General features: G+C 69.6%; 21 protein-coding genes. 6 read left to right on the forward strand and 15 right to left on the reverse strand.

The features are described from left to right. Nucleotides 1-76: 76 nt before the first annotated feature. From ESP57_RS17615 to ESP57_RS17645, 7 genes are all read right to left on the reverse strand, one after another. Nucleotides 77-661 carry a GNAT family N-acetyltransferase gene (locus tag ESP57_RS17615; protein WP_129232409.1) on the reverse strand — a complete coding sequence of 195 codons (585 nt, stop codon included), beginning with the start codon at nt 659-661 and terminating at the stop codon, nt 77-79. Between the two features lie 49 nt (nt 662-710). Then, the gene (locus ESP57_RS17620) at nt 711-1571 is read right to left on the reverse strand and encodes an Fpg/Nei family DNA glycosylase (RefSeq protein WP_056014589.1); all 861 of its coding nucleotides are present in this window, start codon (nt 1569-1571) and stop codon (nt 711-713) included. Nucleotides 1572-1628: 57 nt separating this feature from the next. Further along, complete coding sequence (locus ESP57_RS17625; RefSeq protein WP_129232410.1) at nt 1629-2969, reverse strand: hypothetical protein; 1341 nt, start codon at nt 2967-2969, stop codon at nt 1629-1631. A gap of 81 nt (nt 2970-3050) precedes the next feature. Next, complete coding sequence (locus ESP57_RS17630) at nt 3051-3572, reverse strand: RNA polymerase sigma factor (protein WP_129232411.1); 522 nt, start codon at nt 3570-3572, stop codon at nt 3051-3053. A 101-nt stretch (nt 3573-3673) separates the two neighbouring features. Next, nucleotides 3674-4534: a DNA-formamidopyrimidine glycosylase family protein gene (locus ESP57_RS17635; RefSeq protein ID WP_129232412.1), complete on the reverse strand. Its 861-nt coding sequence runs from the start codon at nt 4532-4534 to the stop codon at nt 3674-3676. A gap of 147 nt (nt 4535-4681) precedes the next feature. Then, nucleotides 4682-4939, reverse strand: a complete 258-nt coding sequence (locus tag ESP57_RS17640) for a DUF6458 family protein (protein WP_056014595.1) — start codon at nt 4937-4939, stop codon at nt 4682-4684. Between the two features lie 44 nt (nt 4940-4983). Continuing rightward, nucleotides 4984-5166: a CsbD family protein gene (locus ESP57_RS17645; RefSeq protein WP_056014597.1), complete on the reverse strand. Its 183-nt coding sequence runs from the start codon at nt 5164-5166 to the stop codon at nt 4984-4986. Between the two features lie 159 nt (nt 5167-5325). On the opposite strand from ESP57_RS17645, the gene ESP57_RS17650 reads away from it, so the two are divergent. After that, the gene (locus ESP57_RS17650; RefSeq protein ID WP_056014599.1) at nt 5326-5553 is read left to right on the forward strand and encodes a hypothetical protein; all 228 of its coding nucleotides are present in this window, start codon (nt 5326-5328) and stop codon (nt 5551-5553) included. A gap of 14 nt (nt 5554-5567) precedes the next feature. On the opposite strand, the gene ESP57_RS17655 is transcribed toward ESP57_RS17650, so the two are convergent. Beyond that, complete coding sequence (locus tag ESP57_RS17655) at nt 5568-5873, reverse strand: NIPSNAP family protein (protein WP_056014602.1); 306 nt, start codon at nt 5871-5873, stop codon at nt 5568-5570. Between the two features lie 180 nt (nt 5874-6053). Between ESP57_RS17655 and ESP57_RS17660 the strand changes: the two genes are divergently transcribed. Continuing rightward, complete coding sequence (locus ESP57_RS17660) at nt 6054-6398, forward strand: LysR family transcriptional regulator (protein WP_056014605.1); 345 nt, start codon at nt 6054-6056, stop codon at nt 6396-6398. A 35-nt stretch (nt 6399-6433) separates the two neighbouring features. On the opposite strand, the gene ESP57_RS17665 is transcribed toward ESP57_RS17660, so the two are convergent. Next, on the reverse strand, nt 6434-6982 hold the full coding sequence (locus tag ESP57_RS17665; RefSeq protein WP_115961952.1) for a GNAT family N-acetyltransferase: 549 nt from the start codon (nt 6980-6982) through the stop codon (nt 6434-6436). Nucleotides 6983-7063: 81 nt separating this feature from the next. Between ESP57_RS17665 and ESP57_RS17670 the strand changes: the two genes are divergently transcribed. Continuing rightward, nucleotides 7064-7501, forward strand: coding sequence for a VOC family protein (locus ESP57_RS17670; protein ID WP_165877512.1), 438 nt, complete (start codon nt 7064-7066; stop codon nt 7499-7501). 24 nt (nt 7502-7525) lie between these two features. Here ESP57_RS17670 and ESP57_RS17675 read toward each other — a convergent pair whose 3' ends face one another. The 5 genes from ESP57_RS17675 to ESP57_RS17695 form a co-directional block, all read right to left on the reverse strand. After that, nucleotides 7526-8011 (reverse strand): hypothetical protein, encoded by a 486-nt coding sequence (locus tag ESP57_RS17675; RefSeq protein ID WP_129232413.1) that lies wholly within the window; start codon nt 8009-8011, stop codon nt 7526-7528. Nucleotides 8012-8065: 54 nt separating this feature from the next. Then, entirely contained in the window at nt 8066-9721 is a 1656-nt protein-coding gene (locus tag ESP57_RS17680) for a cell wall-binding repeat-containing protein (protein WP_129232414.1), read from the reverse strand. 103 nt (nt 9722-9824) lie between these two features. Continuing rightward, nucleotides 9825-10898 carry a redox-regulated ATPase YchF gene (gene ychF / locus ESP57_RS17685; RefSeq protein WP_129232415.1) on the reverse strand — a complete coding sequence of 358 codons (1074 nt, stop codon included), beginning with the start codon at nt 10896-10898 and terminating at the stop codon, nt 9825-9827. A 6-nt stretch (nt 10899-10904) separates the two neighbouring features. Then, on the reverse strand, nt 10905-11810 hold the full coding sequence (locus ESP57_RS17690; protein WP_129232416.1) for a DMT family transporter: 906 nt from the start codon (nt 11808-11810) through the stop codon (nt 10905-10907). A gap of 26 nt (nt 11811-11836) precedes the next feature. Further along, entirely contained in the window at nt 11837-12634 is a 798-nt protein-coding gene (locus ESP57_RS17695; RefSeq protein ID WP_129232417.1) for a class I SAM-dependent methyltransferase, read from the reverse strand. 152 nt (nt 12635-12786) lie between these two features. Here ESP57_RS17695 and ESP57_RS17700 point away from each other — a divergent pair, with 152 nt between their 5' ends. Together ESP57_RS17700 and ESP57_RS17705 are read left to right on the forward strand one after the other, a co-directional pair. Continuing rightward, nucleotides 12787-13404, forward strand: coding sequence for a 3'-5' exonuclease (locus tag ESP57_RS17700; protein ID WP_115961937.1), 618 nt, complete (start codon nt 12787-12789; stop codon nt 13402-13404). A 55-nt stretch (nt 13405-13459) separates the two neighbouring features. Further along, the gene (locus ESP57_RS17705) at nt 13460-14929 is read left to right on the forward strand and encodes a DNA recombination protein RmuC (RefSeq protein WP_115961934.1); all 1470 of its coding nucleotides are present in this window, start codon (nt 13460-13462) and stop codon (nt 14927-14929) included. A gap of 25 nt (nt 14930-14954) precedes the next feature. On the opposite strand, the gene ESP57_RS17710 is transcribed toward ESP57_RS17705, so the two are convergent. Next, nucleotides 14955-15350, reverse strand: a complete 396-nt coding sequence (locus ESP57_RS17710) for a VOC family protein (protein WP_115961931.1) — start codon at nt 15348-15350, stop codon at nt 14955-14957. Between the two features lie 239 nt (nt 15351-15589). On the opposite strand from ESP57_RS17710, the gene ESP57_RS17715 reads away from it, so the two are divergent. Next, nucleotides 15590-19201 (forward strand): alpha-L-fucosidase, encoded by a 3612-nt coding sequence (locus ESP57_RS17715; protein WP_129232418.1) that lies wholly within the window; start codon nt 15590-15592, stop codon nt 19199-19201. The last annotated feature ends 15 nt before the right edge of the window (nt 19202-19216 follow it).

The following is a 19216-nucleotide window of genomic DNA, read 5'->3' on the forward strand; positions in this document are numbered from 1 at the left end:
GAAAGCAACCTTCTGAGGATTGCTCGCGGAACGTCGGACCGCCCGGCGGGCTCGAGGCGGTCCGCGAGATCGGTGGTCAGCCGGCTCGCGACGCCCGCCACTCCTCGCCGAGGATCGCGTACGTGTAGCCGTCGACCCAGCCGAGGTCCGCATGCCAGGAATCGCGCACACCGTGCTGCTCGCGCCGCATTCCCAGCTTCTCCATGACGCGCCACGACGCCGTGTTGTCGGCGAAGCAGCCGGCTGTGACGCGGTGCACGCCGAGCTCGCCGAACGCGAGGTCGAGGAGCGCCCGGGCGATCTCGGTGGCGTACCCCCTGCCGGCATGCGCGGGCGCCACCCCGTAGCCGATTCCGCCCTCCGCGCGCCGCCATGGACCCGGATCGACGTGGTTCTGCCCCATCGCATCGGTGATCCAGAGCGACCCGGTGCCCACGACCTCGTCGCCGACGACGGCGATCGCCGAGTGGTCGTTCGGGTCGTCGATCCCGTCGAGCCAGACCTTGCGGAAGGCGGCGGGCTCGACCTCGGTGCGCAACAGCCAGCGGGTGACCTCGGGGCGATTGCGCCACTCGAGGACCTGGTCGAGGTCGGCGTTCGTCGGCGGCCGCAGGGTGATCGGTCCGGCGGACCGCGGCCAGTGCACGTCGGGTGTCGTCATGCCTCCTGCTTAGCAGGCGAGCGCCCGGTGCACGAGTCGGGACCTGCTGCTACTTCACGAGTCGCGAGAGCACCCGGTCGGCGAGCGGCTTGCCGCCGGTCTGGCATCCCGGGCAGTACTGGAACGTCGAATCGGCGAAGATGACCTGCCGAATCGTGTCGCCGCAGACCTCGCAGGTCTCCCCGGTGCGTCCATGCACGCGCATCCCGCGACGCTTGGCGTCTTTGAGCTCGGCGGGCGGGCGACCGGATGCCACGGCAACCGCCTCCGCGAGGGTGTCCCGCATCGCCCGGTAGAGCGTCTCGACCTGCTCGGGCGCGAGTTTCGCGGCGAGCGCGTACGGCGACATCTTCGCGGCGTGCAGGATCTCGTCGGAGTAGGCGTTGCCGATGCCGGCGAACACCGATTGGTCGCGCAGCACCCCCTTGATCTGCGTGCGGCGGCCGTCGAGCACGGCGGCGAAGTCGGCGAGGGTGAAGTCGGGTGCGGTCGGATCGGGCCCGAGTCGCGCGATGCCCGGCACCTCGGCGGGGTCGTGCACGACGTACACCGCGAGGGACTTCTTGGTGCCGGCCTCGGTCAGGTCGAAACCCGAACCGTCGTCGAGGCGCACGCGCAGCGCGAGCGGTGAGCGACCGGGCTTGACCGGCGTCGACGGCACCTCGTCGTACCAGCGGAGCCAGCCGGCCCGTGCGAGGTGGAAGACGAGGTGGAGGGCACCGGTGTCGAGGTCGACGAACTTGCCATGACGACGCACCCGCTCGATGCGCTGCCCCTCGAGCGCGGCGAGCGGCGGGTCGAAGGTCTTGAGCGCCGAGATCGCCGCGACCCGGAGCGAGGCGAAGGCGTGGCCCGCCGCGCGCTCGTCGAGGAACGCGGCGAGCGCCTGCACTTCGGGAAGCTCGGGCACACTGACATCCTGCACCTTGCCGCCGACCGTCGCACCCTTCGAGGGCCCCGGTCGGCCCTACTCGGTCGAGAAGTCGAGCTTCGAGTCGGTGACCGCGACGACCGACCAGGTGCCGCCGTCGGCGTCGGTGAACTCGTAGGCGGGAACGACGATCACGCTGCCGTCGGGCTGCCACTGGCTCGAGAGCCCGAGGCGCGCGCTGACGATCTTCACATCGTTCACGGGCCACGCGACGGAACTGCCGGCCGTCGGCGTCGCCGGAGGTTCGGTCGGAGGCACCCATTCCTCGGTCATGAGCCCGGCCGGCCCCTCGGTCGCGGCGAACGGCATCGCGGTCGTCTGGGCGCCGAACCGCGGATCGGAGAGCCGCTCGAAGGCCTGCTGCTCGCTGACGATCTCGTAGTCGCCCAACGCGACGAGGCCGGCGAGCGCCCCGGACGCGCTGACGATGCCGGCCTTGGAGAGCTCGAGCGACCACGACTGGTCGATGCGCTGGCCGTCGACGACCGGCCACGCCTGCGCCATGCGCGTGACCGCGCCCTCCCAGGTCTCGGAGGTGTACTCGAACGCGTCGGCGTCGCGGCCCGCGGCGGTGACGAGCGACCGGAGCGCATCGATCGCGGCGGCCTCGCTCGGCAGGTCGGCGACGGGAGGCTCGCACGCCGGCATCTCGGGAATCACCGCATCGTCCGGAGTCGCCGGTTCGACCGTCATCGGCCCGCAGTTCCACGGGTTGATCGCCGGGTCGGAGTACGAGAAGCCGAGCGTGCCGTCGAGCCCGACGAAGAGGGCCGGGCCGGAGCCGTCCTGAGGCCCGACGGTCCAGCTGCCGTCCTTCAGCACCGGCGTGCCCTCGACGCCGAGCGCCGCGGCGAGCGCGGCGACAGTCTCGGTGTTCGACGCTGCTCGCGCGTCGTAGGCGTACGCCGGTGCCGTGCCGCCGTCGGTGGAGAGCCCCGAGGCGCTGAACACGTTGCGACCGTATCCATAGGGCATCATCGTGTCGTTGACACCGGGCCCCGCCATCTTGCCGCTGGCGGCGTCGAATGCCGAGGACTCCTGCGTGGCGCCCTCTTGCGCGGTGCCCAGCGAGATCGGTGCGGCGGCGAGCTCGGTCGATCCGGCGGTCAGCGTCCCGATGCCGAACCCGGCACCGCCGACGACGGCGACCGAGGCGGCCACCGCGGCGACGACGAGCCAGCGCGGACGGCGCCGCGCGCGCTCGGCACCGAGGTCGGTCACAGCGGCCGAGGTGGAATCGTCGGCTGCGGCATCCGGTGTCTCAGCCGTGCTCTGCGCGATGACGTCCTCGACGAATCCGGGGCGGGGTTCGACACCCGCTGCGGGGTCGGCGGCACGCAGTCGTGCGACCGGGTCGAGCTCGTTGTCGTCGTTCATGTCGGACACCCTTCGTGCGTGCGGTTCACTGGGGATATGTCCGGAGCGGGCGAGATCTTGCAGCGGGGGCCGGGCACCGGACTAGAACGACAGGCGCTCGCCCCAGGCTTCGCGCAGGCGCTTGCGCGCACGGGAGAGCGCGGCATCCGCTCCGGAGCGCGAGATGCCGAGCACCTCGGCGAGCTCCTGTCCGTCGAGGCCCTCCCACGCGTGCAGGAGCAGGATCCGCCGGTCGCGTTCGCCGACGCTCGCGAGCGCCCCGCGCAGCTCGGCGTCGAAGAGCGCGCTCAGCTCGGGGTCGTGCTCGATCCGCACCGTCCCCGACTCCGGCACCTCTTCCACCGGGAGGTCGACGTGCTTGCGACGACCGTTCGCGAGGATGAAGCCCGCGGTGCGGTAGAGCCAGGGCAACACCGCCTCGCGCGGCACGTCGGCCCGGCGACGCCACGCGGTCGCGAAGACCTCCGCGGCGAGGTCCTCCGCGTCCTGGCGGGGTCCCCGCCTGGCGAAGTATCGGACGAGGGCGGTCGAGTGCTCGCGGACGACCTCGGTGAACCAGGCCGTCTCGGCGCTCGTCGCGGACGTGTCTGCGGGCTCGGGCATCGCCACCTCCTCGGCTGCATCGGCGGGTGCTGCGGTGCTGGCGATCCTCACACCACGTTTATGTCGCGTCAGCCGCGAGTCTTGCACGCCCGGCGGGCGATCTATCCGGCGGCGCGCAGCGGCAGGCGTTCGCCGCCCGTCTGGCAGGTCGGGCAGTACTGGGCCGTCGTGCTCGCGAACGAGAAGTCGAGCACGGTGTCGCCGCAGACGGGGCATGTCTCGCCGGCACGTCCGTGCACGCGCATCGACGCGATCTTCGCGGCCTTGAGCTGGTCGATCGGCACTCCGCGCTGGTGTTCGATCGCACTCCTGATCGTGCCGACCGTTGCGTCGAAGAGGCGATCCAGCTCGTCGTCGGTGAGCGCCGCAGCGTGGGTCACTGGGGAGATCTTTGCGAGGTGCAGGATCTCATCGGAGTACGCGTTGCCGATGCCCGCGAGCGATTCCTGCTCCTGCAGCACGGCCTTCACCTGCTTGCGGCGCCCGACGACGACACGGTCGAAGTCGGCCCGCGTGAACCCGGGATCGGCAGGATCCGCTCCGAGCTTCGCAACCGCCGGCACCTCGCGCGGGTCGTCGACGACCCAGCAGCCGAGCGACACCCAGTCACCGGCATCCGTCAGCTCGACGACGGTGCCGTCGTCGAAGGTCAGCACCACGAGTGTCGGCGGAGCGTCGGCGTCGGGCCCCTCGGACTCGGATGCATCGGCGTCGCCCTTCGCATACCGCGCCCAGCCGTGCCGGCCGAGTGATACCACGAGGTGCGCGTCGCCGACCGCGAGGTCGACGTGCTTGCCATGGCGGGTCGCCCCGCTGACGCGCTCACCACGCAGGGAGGTCGGCGGGCGGCTGCGCGTCTTGGCCGCGCGGAACTCCACGACGTCGACGTCGGTGATCTCGCGGCCCGCCAAGCGCGTGCCCAGATCTTCGACGAGCGCCTGCACCTCGGGCGACTCGGGCATGACGCCAGCCTCGCACATCGGCCGGCGGCGAGGGTAGCCCTCGTGGCAGCCAGCCCTTGCTACAGCGGCGGCTCACCGCATGCAGCGCGGCGAGCATGGGCCCGCGGATGCCGCGCCCCCCGGCGCGGCATCCGCTCCCCTGCAGGACTACACCTCGGGAGGCGCAGCCTGGTCCTCGGTCCGCGTGACGCGTTGGCCCACCACCGGATCGGCGGTCGAGCTCGTCGTGGAGATGCTCCGACGACGTCGCATCATGAAGATCAGACCGAAGATGATGACGATCGCACCCGCGACCATCAGGATGTAGCCGACGAGATCGAGGTCGATCCAGTCGACGGTGACGTTCAGCGCAAAGGTGAGGACCGCGCCGATCGCCACGAGCAGAATGCCGAGGCCGATGCTCATGTTCGTACCCTCCGATTCATTCGTGGGATCAGATCGAGGTCCCGCTACTTCGTGCCGTCGTCGAAGGCGTCCTTGACCTTGTCGGCGGCCTTCTTGGCGTCGGCCTTGACCTGGTCGGCCTTGCCCTCCGCCTCGAGCCGCTCGTTGTCGGTCATCTTGCCGATGCCCTCCTTGACCTTGCCGGTCATTCGTTCGGCGGCGTTGCCCAGATCGTCTTTGGCGTTCATGGCTTCCTCCTCGGGAATCGGTCTGGCCGGCGCACCAGTTCAGTACGTCGGCTCCTCCACGGTAGGCAAGGCACCCGGCCTGCGACAACGGGTTGACAAGGCCACCGGGGACACCTACGGTCGCGCGCGGATGTCGGTGGGTGCTGAGACACTCTCACTATGACGACGATCGAACTTCGGGAGACCCGGCACCTCGCCGTGGGCGACACGCTCGTCAGCGTCTCCGGCCGGAGCTTCGAGGTCACCAAGCTCGTGCGCGTCGGCCGCGGCATCCGCGTGCACTACCTCGCCGACGACGGCACCGCCGGGCGCTTCACGGCCGCTCCCGAAGCGGTCTGTCGCGTGCTCGGCGACGTCAGCGGCGCGCACGCGCAGCACGTCGCCTGAACTGGCGCGGTGCGTCAGTTGAAGACCGGCGAGAGGAACCGGCGTTCGTACCGCCGGATGCACTTCGTCTCGACCGCATACTCGTACGCCTCGATGCACTCGGGATCATCAGCGGCTGCGAGCCGATACTGCTCGTAGTCGGCGAGCGACGGGAAGGTGAAGAGCGCGAACGCCTCGTCGCTGTCCCCCTCGCTCGGGAGGAAGTAGCCGTGGTGCATGCCGCCGAGCTTGTTGACGAGGCGGATCCAGCGCTCCCCGTACTCGCGGAACTCGGCGAGCTTGTCGGCATCGATCTCGTAGCGCAGGTGCACGGTGATCATCAGGGCGACTCGTTTCTGTCGGCGGTGGACGCGCAGCGTGCGGAGCCCGCAACGAGTATCCCGGTGCTGGTGCATCCAGTCCAATCCGCGTCGCGCTGCGTGACAAGCCGCTTCGGGCGCGCCGACTCACGTACCCTGAGGAGCGGGCCGCGATTCGCGCGGACCGACGAGAGGCTCCCCGTGAACATCACCCTGCTTCGACGATTCGTCGTAGTCGCCGAGGAGTTGCACTTCCCGCGTGCCGCAGAAGCCCTCGGCATCCCGCTCGCGTCGCTCTACACCTCGATCGACAAGCTCGAGGCCGAGGTCGGGCACCCGCTCTTCACTCGGCAGGGCGACACCCGGCTCACCAAGGTCGGGCTCCTGCTGCTCGACGAGGCCAGGGCGGAGATCGCTGCGGCGCCCGCTCCCGTCGAGAAGCCCGTGGTGAAGGCCGGTGGCAAGGCGAAGGCCTCCAAGGGCAAGGGTCGCGCGCCCATCGTGAAGGGCAAGCCGAAGCCCTACAAGAAGCGACAGGGCCGCTGACGGCGGCACCCTGCGCTTGAGCGCGGTGACGACGTTCAGTGCGTCCAGTCACGCCTCAGCAGGCCGTACACCCAACTGTCGGACACGTCGCCGTTGACGATGCAGTCCTCGCGCAGCGTCCCCTCGCGCACGAAGCCCAGCTTCTCGAGCACTCGGGCGGACGCCAGGTTGCGGGTATCGGTCTCGGACTGGACTCGATTCAGATCGATCGTGTCGAAGGCCCATCGCAGCAGCGCACGCGCTGCCTCCGTCGCGTAGCCGTGGCCCCACGCCGCCCTGTTGAGGCAGTACCCCAGGGAGGCGCTGCGAAAGTCGGAGTTCCAGCTGTTGAAGGTGCACCAGCCGACGAAAGCCCGATCGGCGGTGCGCTCGATCGCGACGCGCGCACCACTGCCCTCGTCCGCCATCCGTCGGCATCCGTCCATGAAGCGTGCGACCGAGGCCCGGTCGGTCCACGGCGGAGAATCCCAGTAGCGAAGGACGTCCGCGTCGCTCTGCAACGCGAAGAGGGCATCGGCGTCGTCGTCGGTGAACGGACGGAGTCGCAGGCGCTCGGTGTGCAGGGTCGGGGTCGGCAGCGTCACCAGGTCATCCTCGCAGGAGGCTCCCACGGAACGCCACGATGCACCTCCCGGGCGCGTGTTGGTCTCGGTAGGGTGGGCGCCATGACCGTGAAGATGGACAATGTCGGCATCGTCGTCGAGGATCTCGCCGCGGCGATCGCGTTCTTCCGCGAACTCGGACTCGAGCTCGAAGGGCAGACCGTCGTCGAGGGCGAGTGGGCCGGACAAGTCACCGGCCTAGGGCACCAGCGTGTCGAGATCGCGATGATGCGCACCCCCGACGGCCACAGCCGGATCGAACTCTCGCGCTTCATCGAGCCCGCCGTCGTCTCCGATCATCGGAACGCGCCGGTCAACGCGCTCGGCTACTTGCGCGTCATGTTCGCCGTCGACGATCTCGATGCGACCCTCGACCGCCTGCGCGAGCACGGCGTGGAACTCGTCAGCACCGAAGTCGTGCGATATGAGGACGTGTACCGGCTCTGCTACGTGCGCGGGCCCGAGGGCATCCTCATCGGCCTTGCCGAGGAGCTCGGTTGAGTCGACGAGGGCGACGGCGCCGCGTCACGGGATGTCGAGGCTGATCGGCTCGCCCTCGCTCGGGCCGCCGCACTGCTCGCTTCCGCCCACGCGCCGCCACTCGATGGCGGCCTCGCGCTCGGCGAGCACCTCACCGGTCGCCGTGACGGCACGCACGGTGAGCGAGTCCGGCTGCTGCGCGGGGAACAAGATCCGCCAGGTGTCCTCGTCGACGCGCTCGGTGGAGAACAGCAACGCCACATCGGCCGGTGCGCTCGAGGGCGTTGCGGATGCTTCGGGCAGCGCCGTCATCACGTGCAGCGGTTCATCGCTCGCCGGCAGAAGCGGAGCCGCCGAAGCGCAGACGCCGTCGGTACACAGCTCGACCGCGGCCACCTCACCCGCACTTCCGTCGAGCTCGACGTTGACCGCATCGATCCATCCGATGGTGGTGCACGCCAAAGAGCAACCCGACACCGTCGAGCTCGCCACCACCGCAGCGGCGAGGCCGAGCAGGCGAAGTCTTCTCATGCCGGCCAACAGTACCGCGGGCGTCGCAGGGTCACACGGTGAAGCGGCAAGGGCTCAGCCCAATCGGATGCCGCGGTCCAGCATGAACGGGACGGGATCGACCTGCGTGCCGTTCTCGTACACCTCGAAGTGGAGATGGCATCCGGTGGCCGCGCCGGTCGCGCCGGACCATGCGATCTGCTGGCCTGGGAGCACCCATTCGCCGACGCTCACGAGGATGCCCCCGTTGGCGATATGCGCATACCCGGTGTGCGTGTATGCGCCGTGGTCGATCTTCACCCAGTTGCCGTAGGTCCCGAGCCAGCCGGCGCTGACGACCCGGCCCCCGGCCGCCGCATAGATCGGCGCGTTGCATCCGGTACCGAGGTCGACACCCCGGTGGAAGGACTGCGTGCATCCGCCCGCAGTGCAGATGGGCTCGCGCGGGCCGAAGACGTCGGTGATCCGTCCACTGGCCGGCTTCATCCACGCTGCGCAGACGGCATCACGTGCCACGGAATCACTGAGGGCGGCCGGACCACCGAGCAGCACGCGTGCCGTCGGCGCCAGCGCGCCGATCGCGGTCGAGACCGACTGCGGCACGCACCACTTCTGCGCGACGTAGAGCGGCCCACCGACCGCGCCGGCGAGGGCGGCACCCGCCAGCGCGTCGGCGAAGCCGTCGCCGTTCGCGATGAAGGCAGCACTCACTGGAGCACTCGCACCGAACACCGCCGCGTTGATCGCCACGGCCGTGAGGTATCGATCAGCACCCTCGTGCCGAAGCACGGTGAACCCGCCCCCCGTCAACTGCTGGGCGATCTCCACGCTGACGGCGCTCGATCCGCCAGCGATGCGGATCGTCCGGACGCCCAACTCGTACAGGGCCGCGATCGTGCTCGGGCGCACCGATTCACCATCGACGAGGAAGACCGGCGCACCGAGCGAGCCTGCCGCCGCTGAGGCGGCGAGCGCGTCGGGGAAGTTGTTCCCGGTCGCGATGAATGCCTCCGCGGCAGCGGTGAACGAATCGGCGATCAGCAACTCGCCGCTCTCGTAGCGGTCGGCACCCCCGAGCCGGATGATCGTCGGCGCCAGCATCGCGAGTTCGTCGTAGACACCAGCACCGATGACGGCCTCACCGCCGACGACGACGATCCGGTCGGGTGCGAGTCGCACTACCTCGTCTCGCACCACGGCCGGAAGGCTGTCGCTGTGCGTCAGCAGCAACGGCCCGCCGAGATGCGCCGCTGGGGCTGCGGCGCTCAACGCGTCGGGGAAGTCGGCCCCGGTCGCCACGTACACCACCGGCACGTTCGAGGCGAACCGCTGCGAGATCGCGACCGACGTGGAGAATCGGTCGGCGCCCGCGAGCCGGTGCACGCCTGGACCGAACGGGGTGACCGACGTCAGCGCGAACGGACTGAGCGCTTGCGGAGCGTCGTCGGGCGCGGCCGGTGCAGGAGTGGACGACTCCGGCTCGTCGGTCGGCGTCGGTGTGGGTGCCACCGGGGCGGGGCTCGCGTCACCGGGTGACGGTTCCTCGGGTGCCGGCGTCTCCTCGTCGGGCTCTTCAGGACTCGGTGCGCCCGACGTGGGCAGAGGCTCGGTCGTCGCAGGCGGATCGCCCTGCGGCCCCACCACTTCTCCCGCCCATGCCGGACTGGATCCGAACCCGATGATGACGGCCGCGGCGATCGCGACGGCCCACCTCCGCTGCGTGCGACGCATGGCGTGCCCCCTCCCCCGTGCGAACGGCGGAATCCTGCCGAGGGCGTCCTCGGCCCGACATTCGCACTTCGCAGTGTACGGGTGGGGCGCGGGCGGCGCAGGGTCACACGTTGAAGCGGAACTCCACGACGTCGCCGTCCTGCATGACGTAGTCCTTGCCCTCCATGCGGGCCTTGCCCTTGGCGCGGGCTTCGGCGACCGAGCCGGTCTCGACGAGGTCGGCGAAGGAGATGACCTCGGCCTTGATGAAGCCGCGCTCGAAGTCGGTGTGGATCACGCCGGCGGCCTGGGGTGCCTTGTCGCCCTTGTGGATCGTCCACGCGCGCGACTCCTTGGGGCCTGCCGTGAGGTAGGTCTGGAGCCCGAGCGTGTCGAAGCCGATGCGGGCGAGCTGGTCGAGACCGGACTCCTCCTGGCCGGTCGAGGCCAGCAGTTCCGCGGCATCCGCGGGGTCGAGGTCGATGAGTTCGGACTCGATCTTCGCGTCGAGGAAGACGGCCTCTGCCGGCGCGACGAGCGCAGCGAGCTCGGCCTTCTTCGCCTCGTCCGTCAGCACGGACTCGTCGACGTTGAAGACGTAGATGAAGGGCTTCGCGGTCAGCAGGCCGAGCTCCTTCACGGGAGCGAGGTCGACGGATGCCGCTGAGAGCGGCGTGCCCCGTTGCAGCACGTCGAGAGCGGCCTTCGCGGCCTCGAGCACCGACGGGTCGAGCTTCTTGCCCTTGATCTCCTTCTCGAAGCGCGGGATGGCGCGTTCGAGGGTCTCGAGGTCGGCGAGGATCAGCTCGGTGTTGATCGTCTCCATGTCGGCCTTGGGGTCGACGGCGCCCTCGACGTGCACGACGTCGGAGTCCTCGAAGCCGCGCACGACCTGCGCGATCGCGTCGGCCTCGCGGATGTTGGCGAGGAACTTGTTGCCGAGGCCCTCGCCTTCGGACGCGCCACGCACGATGCCGGCGATGTCGACGAACGACACGGCTGCGGGGAGGATGCGCTCGGAGCCGAAGATGCCGGCGAGCGTCTCGAGCCGCGGATCGGGCAGGTTCACCACGCCCACGTTGGGCTCGATCGTCGCGAACGGGTAGTTCGCCGCGAGCACCTGGTTCTTGGTGAGGGCGTTGAAGAGGGTGGACTTGCCGACATTGGGCAGACCGACGATACCGATAGTGAGAGCCACGGGGGTCTATCGTACCGGCAGGTCGGTCGAGGCATCCGCTCGCTTCGCCCGCCCGATTCTGAGCGTCAGGTACACGCCGAGCAGCACGAGCGCGCCGCCCGCCATCGCGATCGGCTCGAGCGACTGCCCGAACGCCAGGGCGATCAGCACCGTGAACACCGGCAGCAGGTTCAGGAAGATGCCGGCGCGGGCTGGGCCGACCGCGCCAGAGCCGAGGTTCCAGAGCGCGTAGCCGAGCATCGACGGGAAGATCACGATGTAGGCGAGGCCCGCGATTCCGCCGGCCGTGGTCGGCAAGGTGACGCCGATGACGGTGACGAAGGGCAGCATGGTCGCCACCGCGAGTACGGCCTGCACGGCGGTGGCCGTGATCGGCGGGGTCCGGAGCCGGCGGGCGACGATCGAGTACGCGGTCCAGGCGATGACGGATGCCACGACGAGCAGGTCCCCGATGCGGAAACCCTGCTCGAGCACGGCCAGCACGTCGCCGCCCGTGAGCACGAGCGTGACCCCCGCGAACGCGACGACGAGGCCGACGATCTGCAGGCCGTGCAGCCGCTGATGCAGGAAGATCGCCGCGGCGAGCGCGATCGTCGCCGGGTTGATCGCCGAGATGACGGCGGCGTTCACCGCCCCGGTGAGACCCAGCGCGCTGTAGAGGAACAACGTGTAGCCCGTGAGTCCGAGCGCGGACTGCAGCAAGTGCAGCGGCCACTCGCGCGTTGCCGCGCGCCAGTCGGGTCGCTCGATCGCCCAGGCGAGCACGAGCAGCGGGATCGCGGCGAACACCCAGCGCCAGAAGGTGAGCGAGATCGGCGTGATCTCGGTTGTGACCATCTCGCCGAAGACGTAGTTGCCCGCCCAGAAGAGGTTGGCGAGCGCGAGTGCCAGGTACGCCCGTCCGCGATGCATCAGGTCAGGATACGGGCACGCCCCGTTCAGTCGGCGAGCACCGTGCGGAAGCAGCGGGTCACGTACGGCACGACGAGTTCCTCGGCGCCTGCGAGGTCGGGGTGGGTCGCGAGGAGGGTCTCGAGCGCGCCGATCGTCGCCCGCTGCTCGTCGGGCGTCGAGGTGATGAAGTAGCTGCGCGACCGCACGAGGTCGAGGAACGCCTCACGGGACATCCGTGCACCCCACTCCACCGTGTGCTCGACGATCTCGCCGAACGGGGGCCCGACGTTCACGTAGCTCTCGAACGTTGCGCTCGCGTCGTGCCGTTCGTGCATGATCTCCCCTGCCTGCCGGAGCCAGTCGACGCGGGTGTCGCGGCTGTTCCAGACGAGCCCGAGGATGCCATGCGGCCGGAGCACCCGCGCGATCTCGGGGATCGCGCGATCGGGCTGGAACCAGTGCCACGCCTGGCCGGCGACGACGGCGTCGACGGCGTCGTCTTCGATCGGGATGTCCTCGGCCGTGCCGAGGATTCGCGGCACGCCGGGCACGGCGACCTCGAGCTCCTCGAGCATCTCCTCGACGGGGTCGACCGCGATGACCTCGCGATCGAGGGCGACGAGCGCCTCGGTGAGCTTGCCGGTGCCCGCGCCGAGGTCGAGCACGCGGGTCGCGTCGCCGATGAGCCAGGCGATCGCCTCGGCCGGGTACCCGGGCCGGGCCTGATGGTAGACGGATGCCGCGGCGCCGAACGAGCGCGCATTGACCTGCGTCGCGGGGTCGGAGGGATCGGCGACCAGGCCGTGCTCGCGGGGCTCCGCCGCCTCGGGTCGTTCGTTCATCGCGATCCTCTTCCTCACGTGGCACGTTTTCCCCCGCCGCACGAACGGGCGCCGGCCACCGCCATTCCACGCCCAGCCCGGGGCATCCGTCAACCTCGGCGTTCGCGGCGCGGGCGACGGGCGGTGTCGGCGCGGCATGCGACGATGCCTGTGTGCCAGTGGACTTCACCGCGATCGACTTCGAAACCGCCAACTCCTCTGGCGCCTCCGCCTGTTCGGTGGGCCTCGTGAAGGTGAGGGACGGCCGGGTCGTCGAGCGCGAGCACCGGTACATCCGTCCGCCGTTCCCGCACAACGAGTTCTCGGAGTGGAACGTGCGCATCCACGGCATCACTCCCGACATGGTGGCGAACGCCGACGACTGGCGGGTGCATCTGCCCCGCCTCCGCGAGTTCGCCGGCGACGACATGCTCGTCGCGCACAACGCGGGCTTCGACATGGGCGTCATCGCCAAGACCTCGACGGCGCTCGGTCTCGACGTGCCCGATTTCCGCTACCTCTGCAGCCTGCAGGTGGCCCGTCGCACCTACCACCTCGACTCGTACCGATTGCCGGTCGCGGCGATGGCCGCGGGCTTCGAGGGCTTCTCGCACCACGACGCGCTCGCCGACGCCGAGGCGTGCGCCGCGATCGTCGTGCACGCCGCGGCGCGCCACGAGGTCGACGACCTCGACCGGCTCGCGCACATCACTCGGGTGAAGATCGGTGCGATCGGGCCCGTCGCCACACGCGACGACCGTGCAGCGCACGGCCCGATGGCCCTGCAGTAACGGCCCGCCGGGCTCGCAACCGGCCGATGTCTGCGGCCACTGCGACACTGTGGGCATGGAGATTCTGCTGCTCGTGATCGGCCTCGTGGTGGGCATCGCGCTGGGTGCGCTCGCGACCTGGTTCCTCGCTTCCAGGCGCGCTGCCGAGGCCCCGTCCGACGCGAACCCGGTCGAAGACCCCGCGCTGGTCGAGGCGCGGCATCAGGCGGCGATCGCGGCGCTGCAGGCTGACAACTCCGCCGAGCAGGCGCGAATCCGCTCCGAGGAGCAGCAGGTGCAGGCCCGACTCCGCGCCGAGATCGCGGCGGCCCAGGCGACGACCGTGGGCCTGCGCGAGCAGATCGAGTCGGCGCGCACTCAGTACCGTGAGATCGTCGAGCGCCAGCGGTCCGAGCAGCAGCAGCGCGAGGCTCGCGAGGCCGCCGACAGCAAGGTGCTGACGGCGCTCGCGCCCGTCAAGCAGACCATCACCGAGATGCAGGCCAAGGTCACCGAGCTCGAGGCGCAGCGCCACCAGCAGCACGGTGAGCTGAGCCAGCAGCTCAAGATCGCGGCCGAGAATGAAGAGCGCCTGCGCTCCACCGCCGAGACGCTCGCTTCCGCCCTCCGCTCCAACAGCACGCGTGGCGTCTGGGGCGAGACGCAGCTGAAGAGCGTCGTCGAGGCGGCGGGTCTCCTCGAACGCGTCGACTTCGACACCCAGCACTCGATCACGACGGACTCCGGGGCGGGTCGCCCCGACATGGTGATCCACCTGCCGGGCGGCAAGAACATCGCCGTCGATGCCAAGGTTCCCTTCAACGCCTACCTCGAAGCCAGCCAGATCCCCCTCACGGCCACGGGCGCCGAGGCCGCACGCCGCGAGTCGCTCATGAAGCAGCATGTCAAGGCGGTTCGCGACCACATCACGGCCCTCGGCGGCAAGACCTATTGGGCGGGGCTCGGCGCCTCACCCGAGATGGTCATCGCCTTCATCCCGAGCGAGTCGCTGGTCTCGAGCGCTCTCGAGACCGACCCCGCCCTGCTCGACTACGCCTTCTCGAAGCGCGTCGCGCTCGCCTCGCCCGTCACGCTGTGGTCGGTGCTGAAGACCGTTGCCTTCAGTTGGCAGCAAGACGTGCTGACCAAGGAGGCCAAGACGCTCTTCGACCTCAGCCGTGAGCTCTACACCCGGCTGTCCGTGACCGCCGGCCAGATCGAGAAGCTCGGCCGCACGATCGAGCGCACCGTCAAGGACTACAACTCCTTCGTCGGCTCGCTCGAGACGCGGGTCATGCCCACCGCACGAAAGCTCAAGGCGCTCGACGAGACCAAGGTGCTCGCACAGCTCGAAGGCATCGACGAGAGCCCCCGCGAGCTCACGGCCTACGAGTTCACCTCGACCCTCGCGACCGAGCCCGCCGAACTCACGACGCTCGAACCCGCGACCGCACCCGAAGCGACGGCAGGCGATATCGAACTGGAGATCGAGGCCGACGACCTCAGCTTCGTCGCGGACATCGACCCCGAGATCCGCTCGATCTGAGTCGCTGGCCTGGCTCCCGAACCGCTCAGGCGGTGAGCACGCTGATGACGTTGCCGGCGGGGTCGGTGAACCAGGCGATGTCGGGTCCCTGCCCCGTCTCCGATCCGCGGGCGATGCCGCGCTCGTCGGTGCCGAAGTCATCAGGGGCCGTGTAGATCTTCGTCACCACGCCTGCTGCGTTCAGTTCTTCGACCGCGCGATCGATGTCGTCGACCACGAGGTTCAGGATCGTGAAGCTCGCCGGTTCGTGATTCGGCTTCGGGTAGATGAAGACACCCTGTCCCGACGGCAATGTGACGCGTAGGGCTCCGGCGCCGGGTTCGTCTGCCACCGGCAGCCCGAGTCTCGTGCCGTAGAACTCTCGAGCCGCGTCGACGTCGTCGACACTGAACCCCGGAAACGCATCTCGAATCGTGACCATCGTTGATCCCTCTCACCGGTGTGCGCCACTCGTGCGCGGGCGCCTCGTCGCCCAGACTTGCACGAGGAAGTGCCGACGTCGACCCCTTCGAAACACGAGCGGCGTTCGCGATCATCCAGCCGCGCTCAGTGCATCTCGTCGCGACTTTCTTTAGATGGTTGTACGAAGATCGAATATCCAATACGCTGCCGACAACTGCAGCCACGCTGCCACAACGAACCGATGGAGTGACGTTGATCATGCGACGAGCGACCCTGCCGCCACGGCCGATCCCTACTTCCAAGCGGCGATCGAGACGACTCCTCGCGATCGTCGCGGCGGTCGGCACGATCGCCGTCGGCATCGCACCGGCGAGTCTCGCGGCAGCGGCCACGAGCGATGACCTCGACATCCGCTTCGGCGGATCGCTCGTGGGCACGACGGCCTACACCACGACCGAGGGCGAATCGATGCGCGGCGTCGTCCGCCGCACCGCCGGCGGCGAGGAACAGTTGCCGGGCGGTGGGGTGCGCCTCGCCGGCGGTACGCAGGGCATCCGCTTCGAGGCATCCGAGTTCGCGATCGGAGGGGTGACGCCGACGAGCGGATTCCTCGCTGAAGTCGAATTCACGCCCACCGGCGTCCAGACGGACCTGGCGACGATCTTCTCAGCGGCGGGCAACCTCTTCGCTCGCGTGCAGGGCGGCAAGCTGGTCTACGGATTCGAGTCGCACGACGGTACGAGCTGGTCATCGCATCGCACGGACGCTCCCCTGCCTGCGGCCGGCGTGGCGCACCAGTTGTCGATCCAGTACCTGCAGGGCGACGGCGCGCAGATGCACGTCTGGCTCGACGGCGAGGAGCTCACGACCGTCACCGCCGATGCCCCGGTCGGCGTGAGCGCCTCGGCGGTGAACGCGTTCGGGTTCGGTCACGAAGTGCACCTCTCGGGAGCGGCTCGCGGCCTGAAGGGCGACCTGTCCAGGGTGCGCGTCGTCGGAGACCTCGCGGCATACGACCCCCAGCTCTTCGAGTTCCAGCCCGCGCAGATCACGACGAGCCTGCTCGACGTGCAGTTCAACGGCACGACGGCCGCCTCCGCATACACCCCCGCGGCGGGCGAACGGCTCGATGGAGCCCTCGCCCTTCGCGGCACCGCGAGCATCGCAGACAGCCGACTGAACCTCGGCGGCGGCAACCAGGCCGCGGACTTCACGGCGACCGAGAACCTGTTCACCGGGGCATCCCTCGACCGCGCCTTCGTGATCGAGACGGAGTTCACCGCCTCGGGCACGCAGGTCGACCTCGGCACGATCGCCGCCGTCGGCGGCAACTTCACCGCCCGGTACCGTTCGGATGGCCTCCAGTACGGGTTCAGTGCCCTGATCAACGGCACCTGGCACGACTACCTGAGCAAGGTGGCCCTGCCGGCCGGCGGCCAGCCGCACGTGCTCTCGCTCGCCTACGTGCCCAGTGCCTCCGAGACGAAGGTCGTGGCGTGGCTCGATGGCAAGGAACTGCCCGAAGTGGTCGGCGCCGCACCAGCCACCCGCAACCAGGCGACGACCACGACGCTCGCGCTCGGCAATGAGGTGCCGGCGATCGGCAACCGCGGATTCAAGGGCAGCATCGACCGAGCGCGGTTCGCACTCCTCGACGGCGCCTTCGACGGCTCGGCGTTCCGCTACCAGGAGCTCGACGTGCCGATGCCGTGCGAGCCGCTCGGAGACCTCTCTCCGGCCAACTACATCCAGGTGACGTCGGCCGACTGCCCCGCGAACCTGCTCGCGAAGGCGGCGCTCGTGCGCCCCACCGAGCAGCAGCTCGCGTGGCAGGAGCTCGGACTCACCGCGTTCATCCACTTCGGCATCAACACGTTCTACAACCAGGAATGGGGCCACGGCACCGAAGACCTCTCACGCTTCCAGCCCACCGGGGAGATCGATGTCGACGCCTGGGTGAGGTCGCTGCGGGACAGCGGCCACCGCATGGCGATCCTGACGCTCAAGCACCACGACGGCTTCCTGCTCTACCCCTCGCGCTATACCGACTACGACGTGGGGGCGACGCCCTGGAAGAACGGGGACGGCGACATCGTGCGAGAGTTCACGGACGCCGCGCGCAAGTACGGCATGAAGGTGGGCCTCTACATGTCACCGGCCGACTCGCACGAAGAGCAGTTCGGCGTGTTCGGCAACGGCAGCGCGAAGACCCCGCGCACGATCCCGACCCTCGTCGAGGGCGATGACCGCGCTGGCAGCGAGCTGCAGACGTTCGAGTACTCGGCCACCGACTACGGCGCCTACTTCCTCAACACGCTCTACGAGATCCTCACCGAGTACGGCCAGGTCGACGAGGTCTGGTTCGACGGGTCGAACGGCAACACCGGCAAGCAGGAGTTCTACGACTACCCGGCGTTCTACGACCTCATCTCGAAGCTCCAGCCCGGGGCCGTGGTCGCCGTCGGCGGCCGGGATGTGCGCTGGGTCGGCAACGAGTCCGGCGTGGCCCGGCAGGACGAATGGGGCCCCGTCCCGATCAGCGATGCGGGTGACGGCGGCAAGATCGGTGCCGTCGACGGCGGAACGTTCGAACAGGTCGGCTCGGCGGCTGCCCTTCAGGCCGCCGCCGCGAGTGGGGCGAACGCCCTGCACTGGTGGCCCACGGAGGCCGACATGAAGTTGACGCAGGGCTGGTTCGCGCATCCGACCGACACTCCCAAGTCGCCGTCGACGCTGCTCGGCCACTACCTCGGCACCACTGGCCGCAACTCCGTGATGCTGCTGAACACCCCGCCCACCACTGCCGGTTCGTTCGCTCCCGCCTCGGTCGCCGCACTCGACGGCTTCGCCGCCGAGCGACGGAAGGCGTTCTCGAAGGACCACGCGCTCGGTGTCCCGGTGGCGGTCGGTGCCGGCGAGGCATCCGCTGCGCTGACCGACGGCGACACGCGCTCGTCGTGGCTGAGCCCGACGGCCGACGCCGGCGACGTGACGATCGACCTCGGCTCGCCGAAGTCCGTGCGGCGCATCGCGCTCGGCGAAGGCGTGCTCGAGCACGGCCAGGTCGTCGAGGCCTTCTCGATCGACGCCGAGGTCGACGGGGCCTGGGTCGAGGTGGCCAAGGCCGGCACGATCGGCGTCAGCCGCATCGTCACCCTGCCGAACGCCGTGACGGCCCAGAAGTTCCGGGTCTCGATCGACAAGGCCCGTGCGCCGTACTCGCTCGCCACGCTGGCGCTCTACGATCAGCTGGCCAGTGACCCGGGCAAGCTCGACGAGGTGCACCTCGACTGCTCAGCAGCGACCGCCGGCGACGGCAGCGCAGAGCACCCCTTCTCGTCGCTCGAGCAGTTCCGCACCGCTGAGCTCGCCGCCGGCGCGAACGTGCACCTGGCGTCGGGCACGAGCTGCGCCGACTCGACGACGCCGTTCTGGGGCTACGGAACGACGGATGCGCCGATCACCGTCTCGCTCTCGGGCGGCGAGGTCGCACCGACCTTCGGCGACCGCACCGCCGAAGACGTGTTCGGCGGGCTGACAGCCCAGGGCTGGGTCATCGACCTGCCCGAGCCGGTCGCCCTCGACGTGACGGCGACCGCCGGAATGCGGTGCATCGCGGGCAAGGCGATGGTCACGGTTCGCGCCGTCAACGACGAGCAGGTGCCGGTGTCGATCGATCTCGCGTCGGAGTACGGCACCAAGTCCTTCGCCGCGGTCGAACCGGGCAAGAACGCGGTGCACGTGTTCACGACGCGCGCCGTCTCGGTGCCGGCCGGCACCGTCGAGGTCCAGGTGCAGGCGATGAAGGACGGCGCGCCGGTCACGGCGGCCGTGAGCGCCGCCTACGACGCCGCGAGCTGCCAAGAGTGATCTGGTCGGGGCCTG

The sequence above is a fragment of the Agromyces fucosus genome, assembly GCF_004134865.1.
Taxonomy (GTDB): Bacteria; Actinomycetota; Actinomycetes; order Actinomycetales; family Microbacteriaceae; genus Agromyces; species Agromyces fucosus.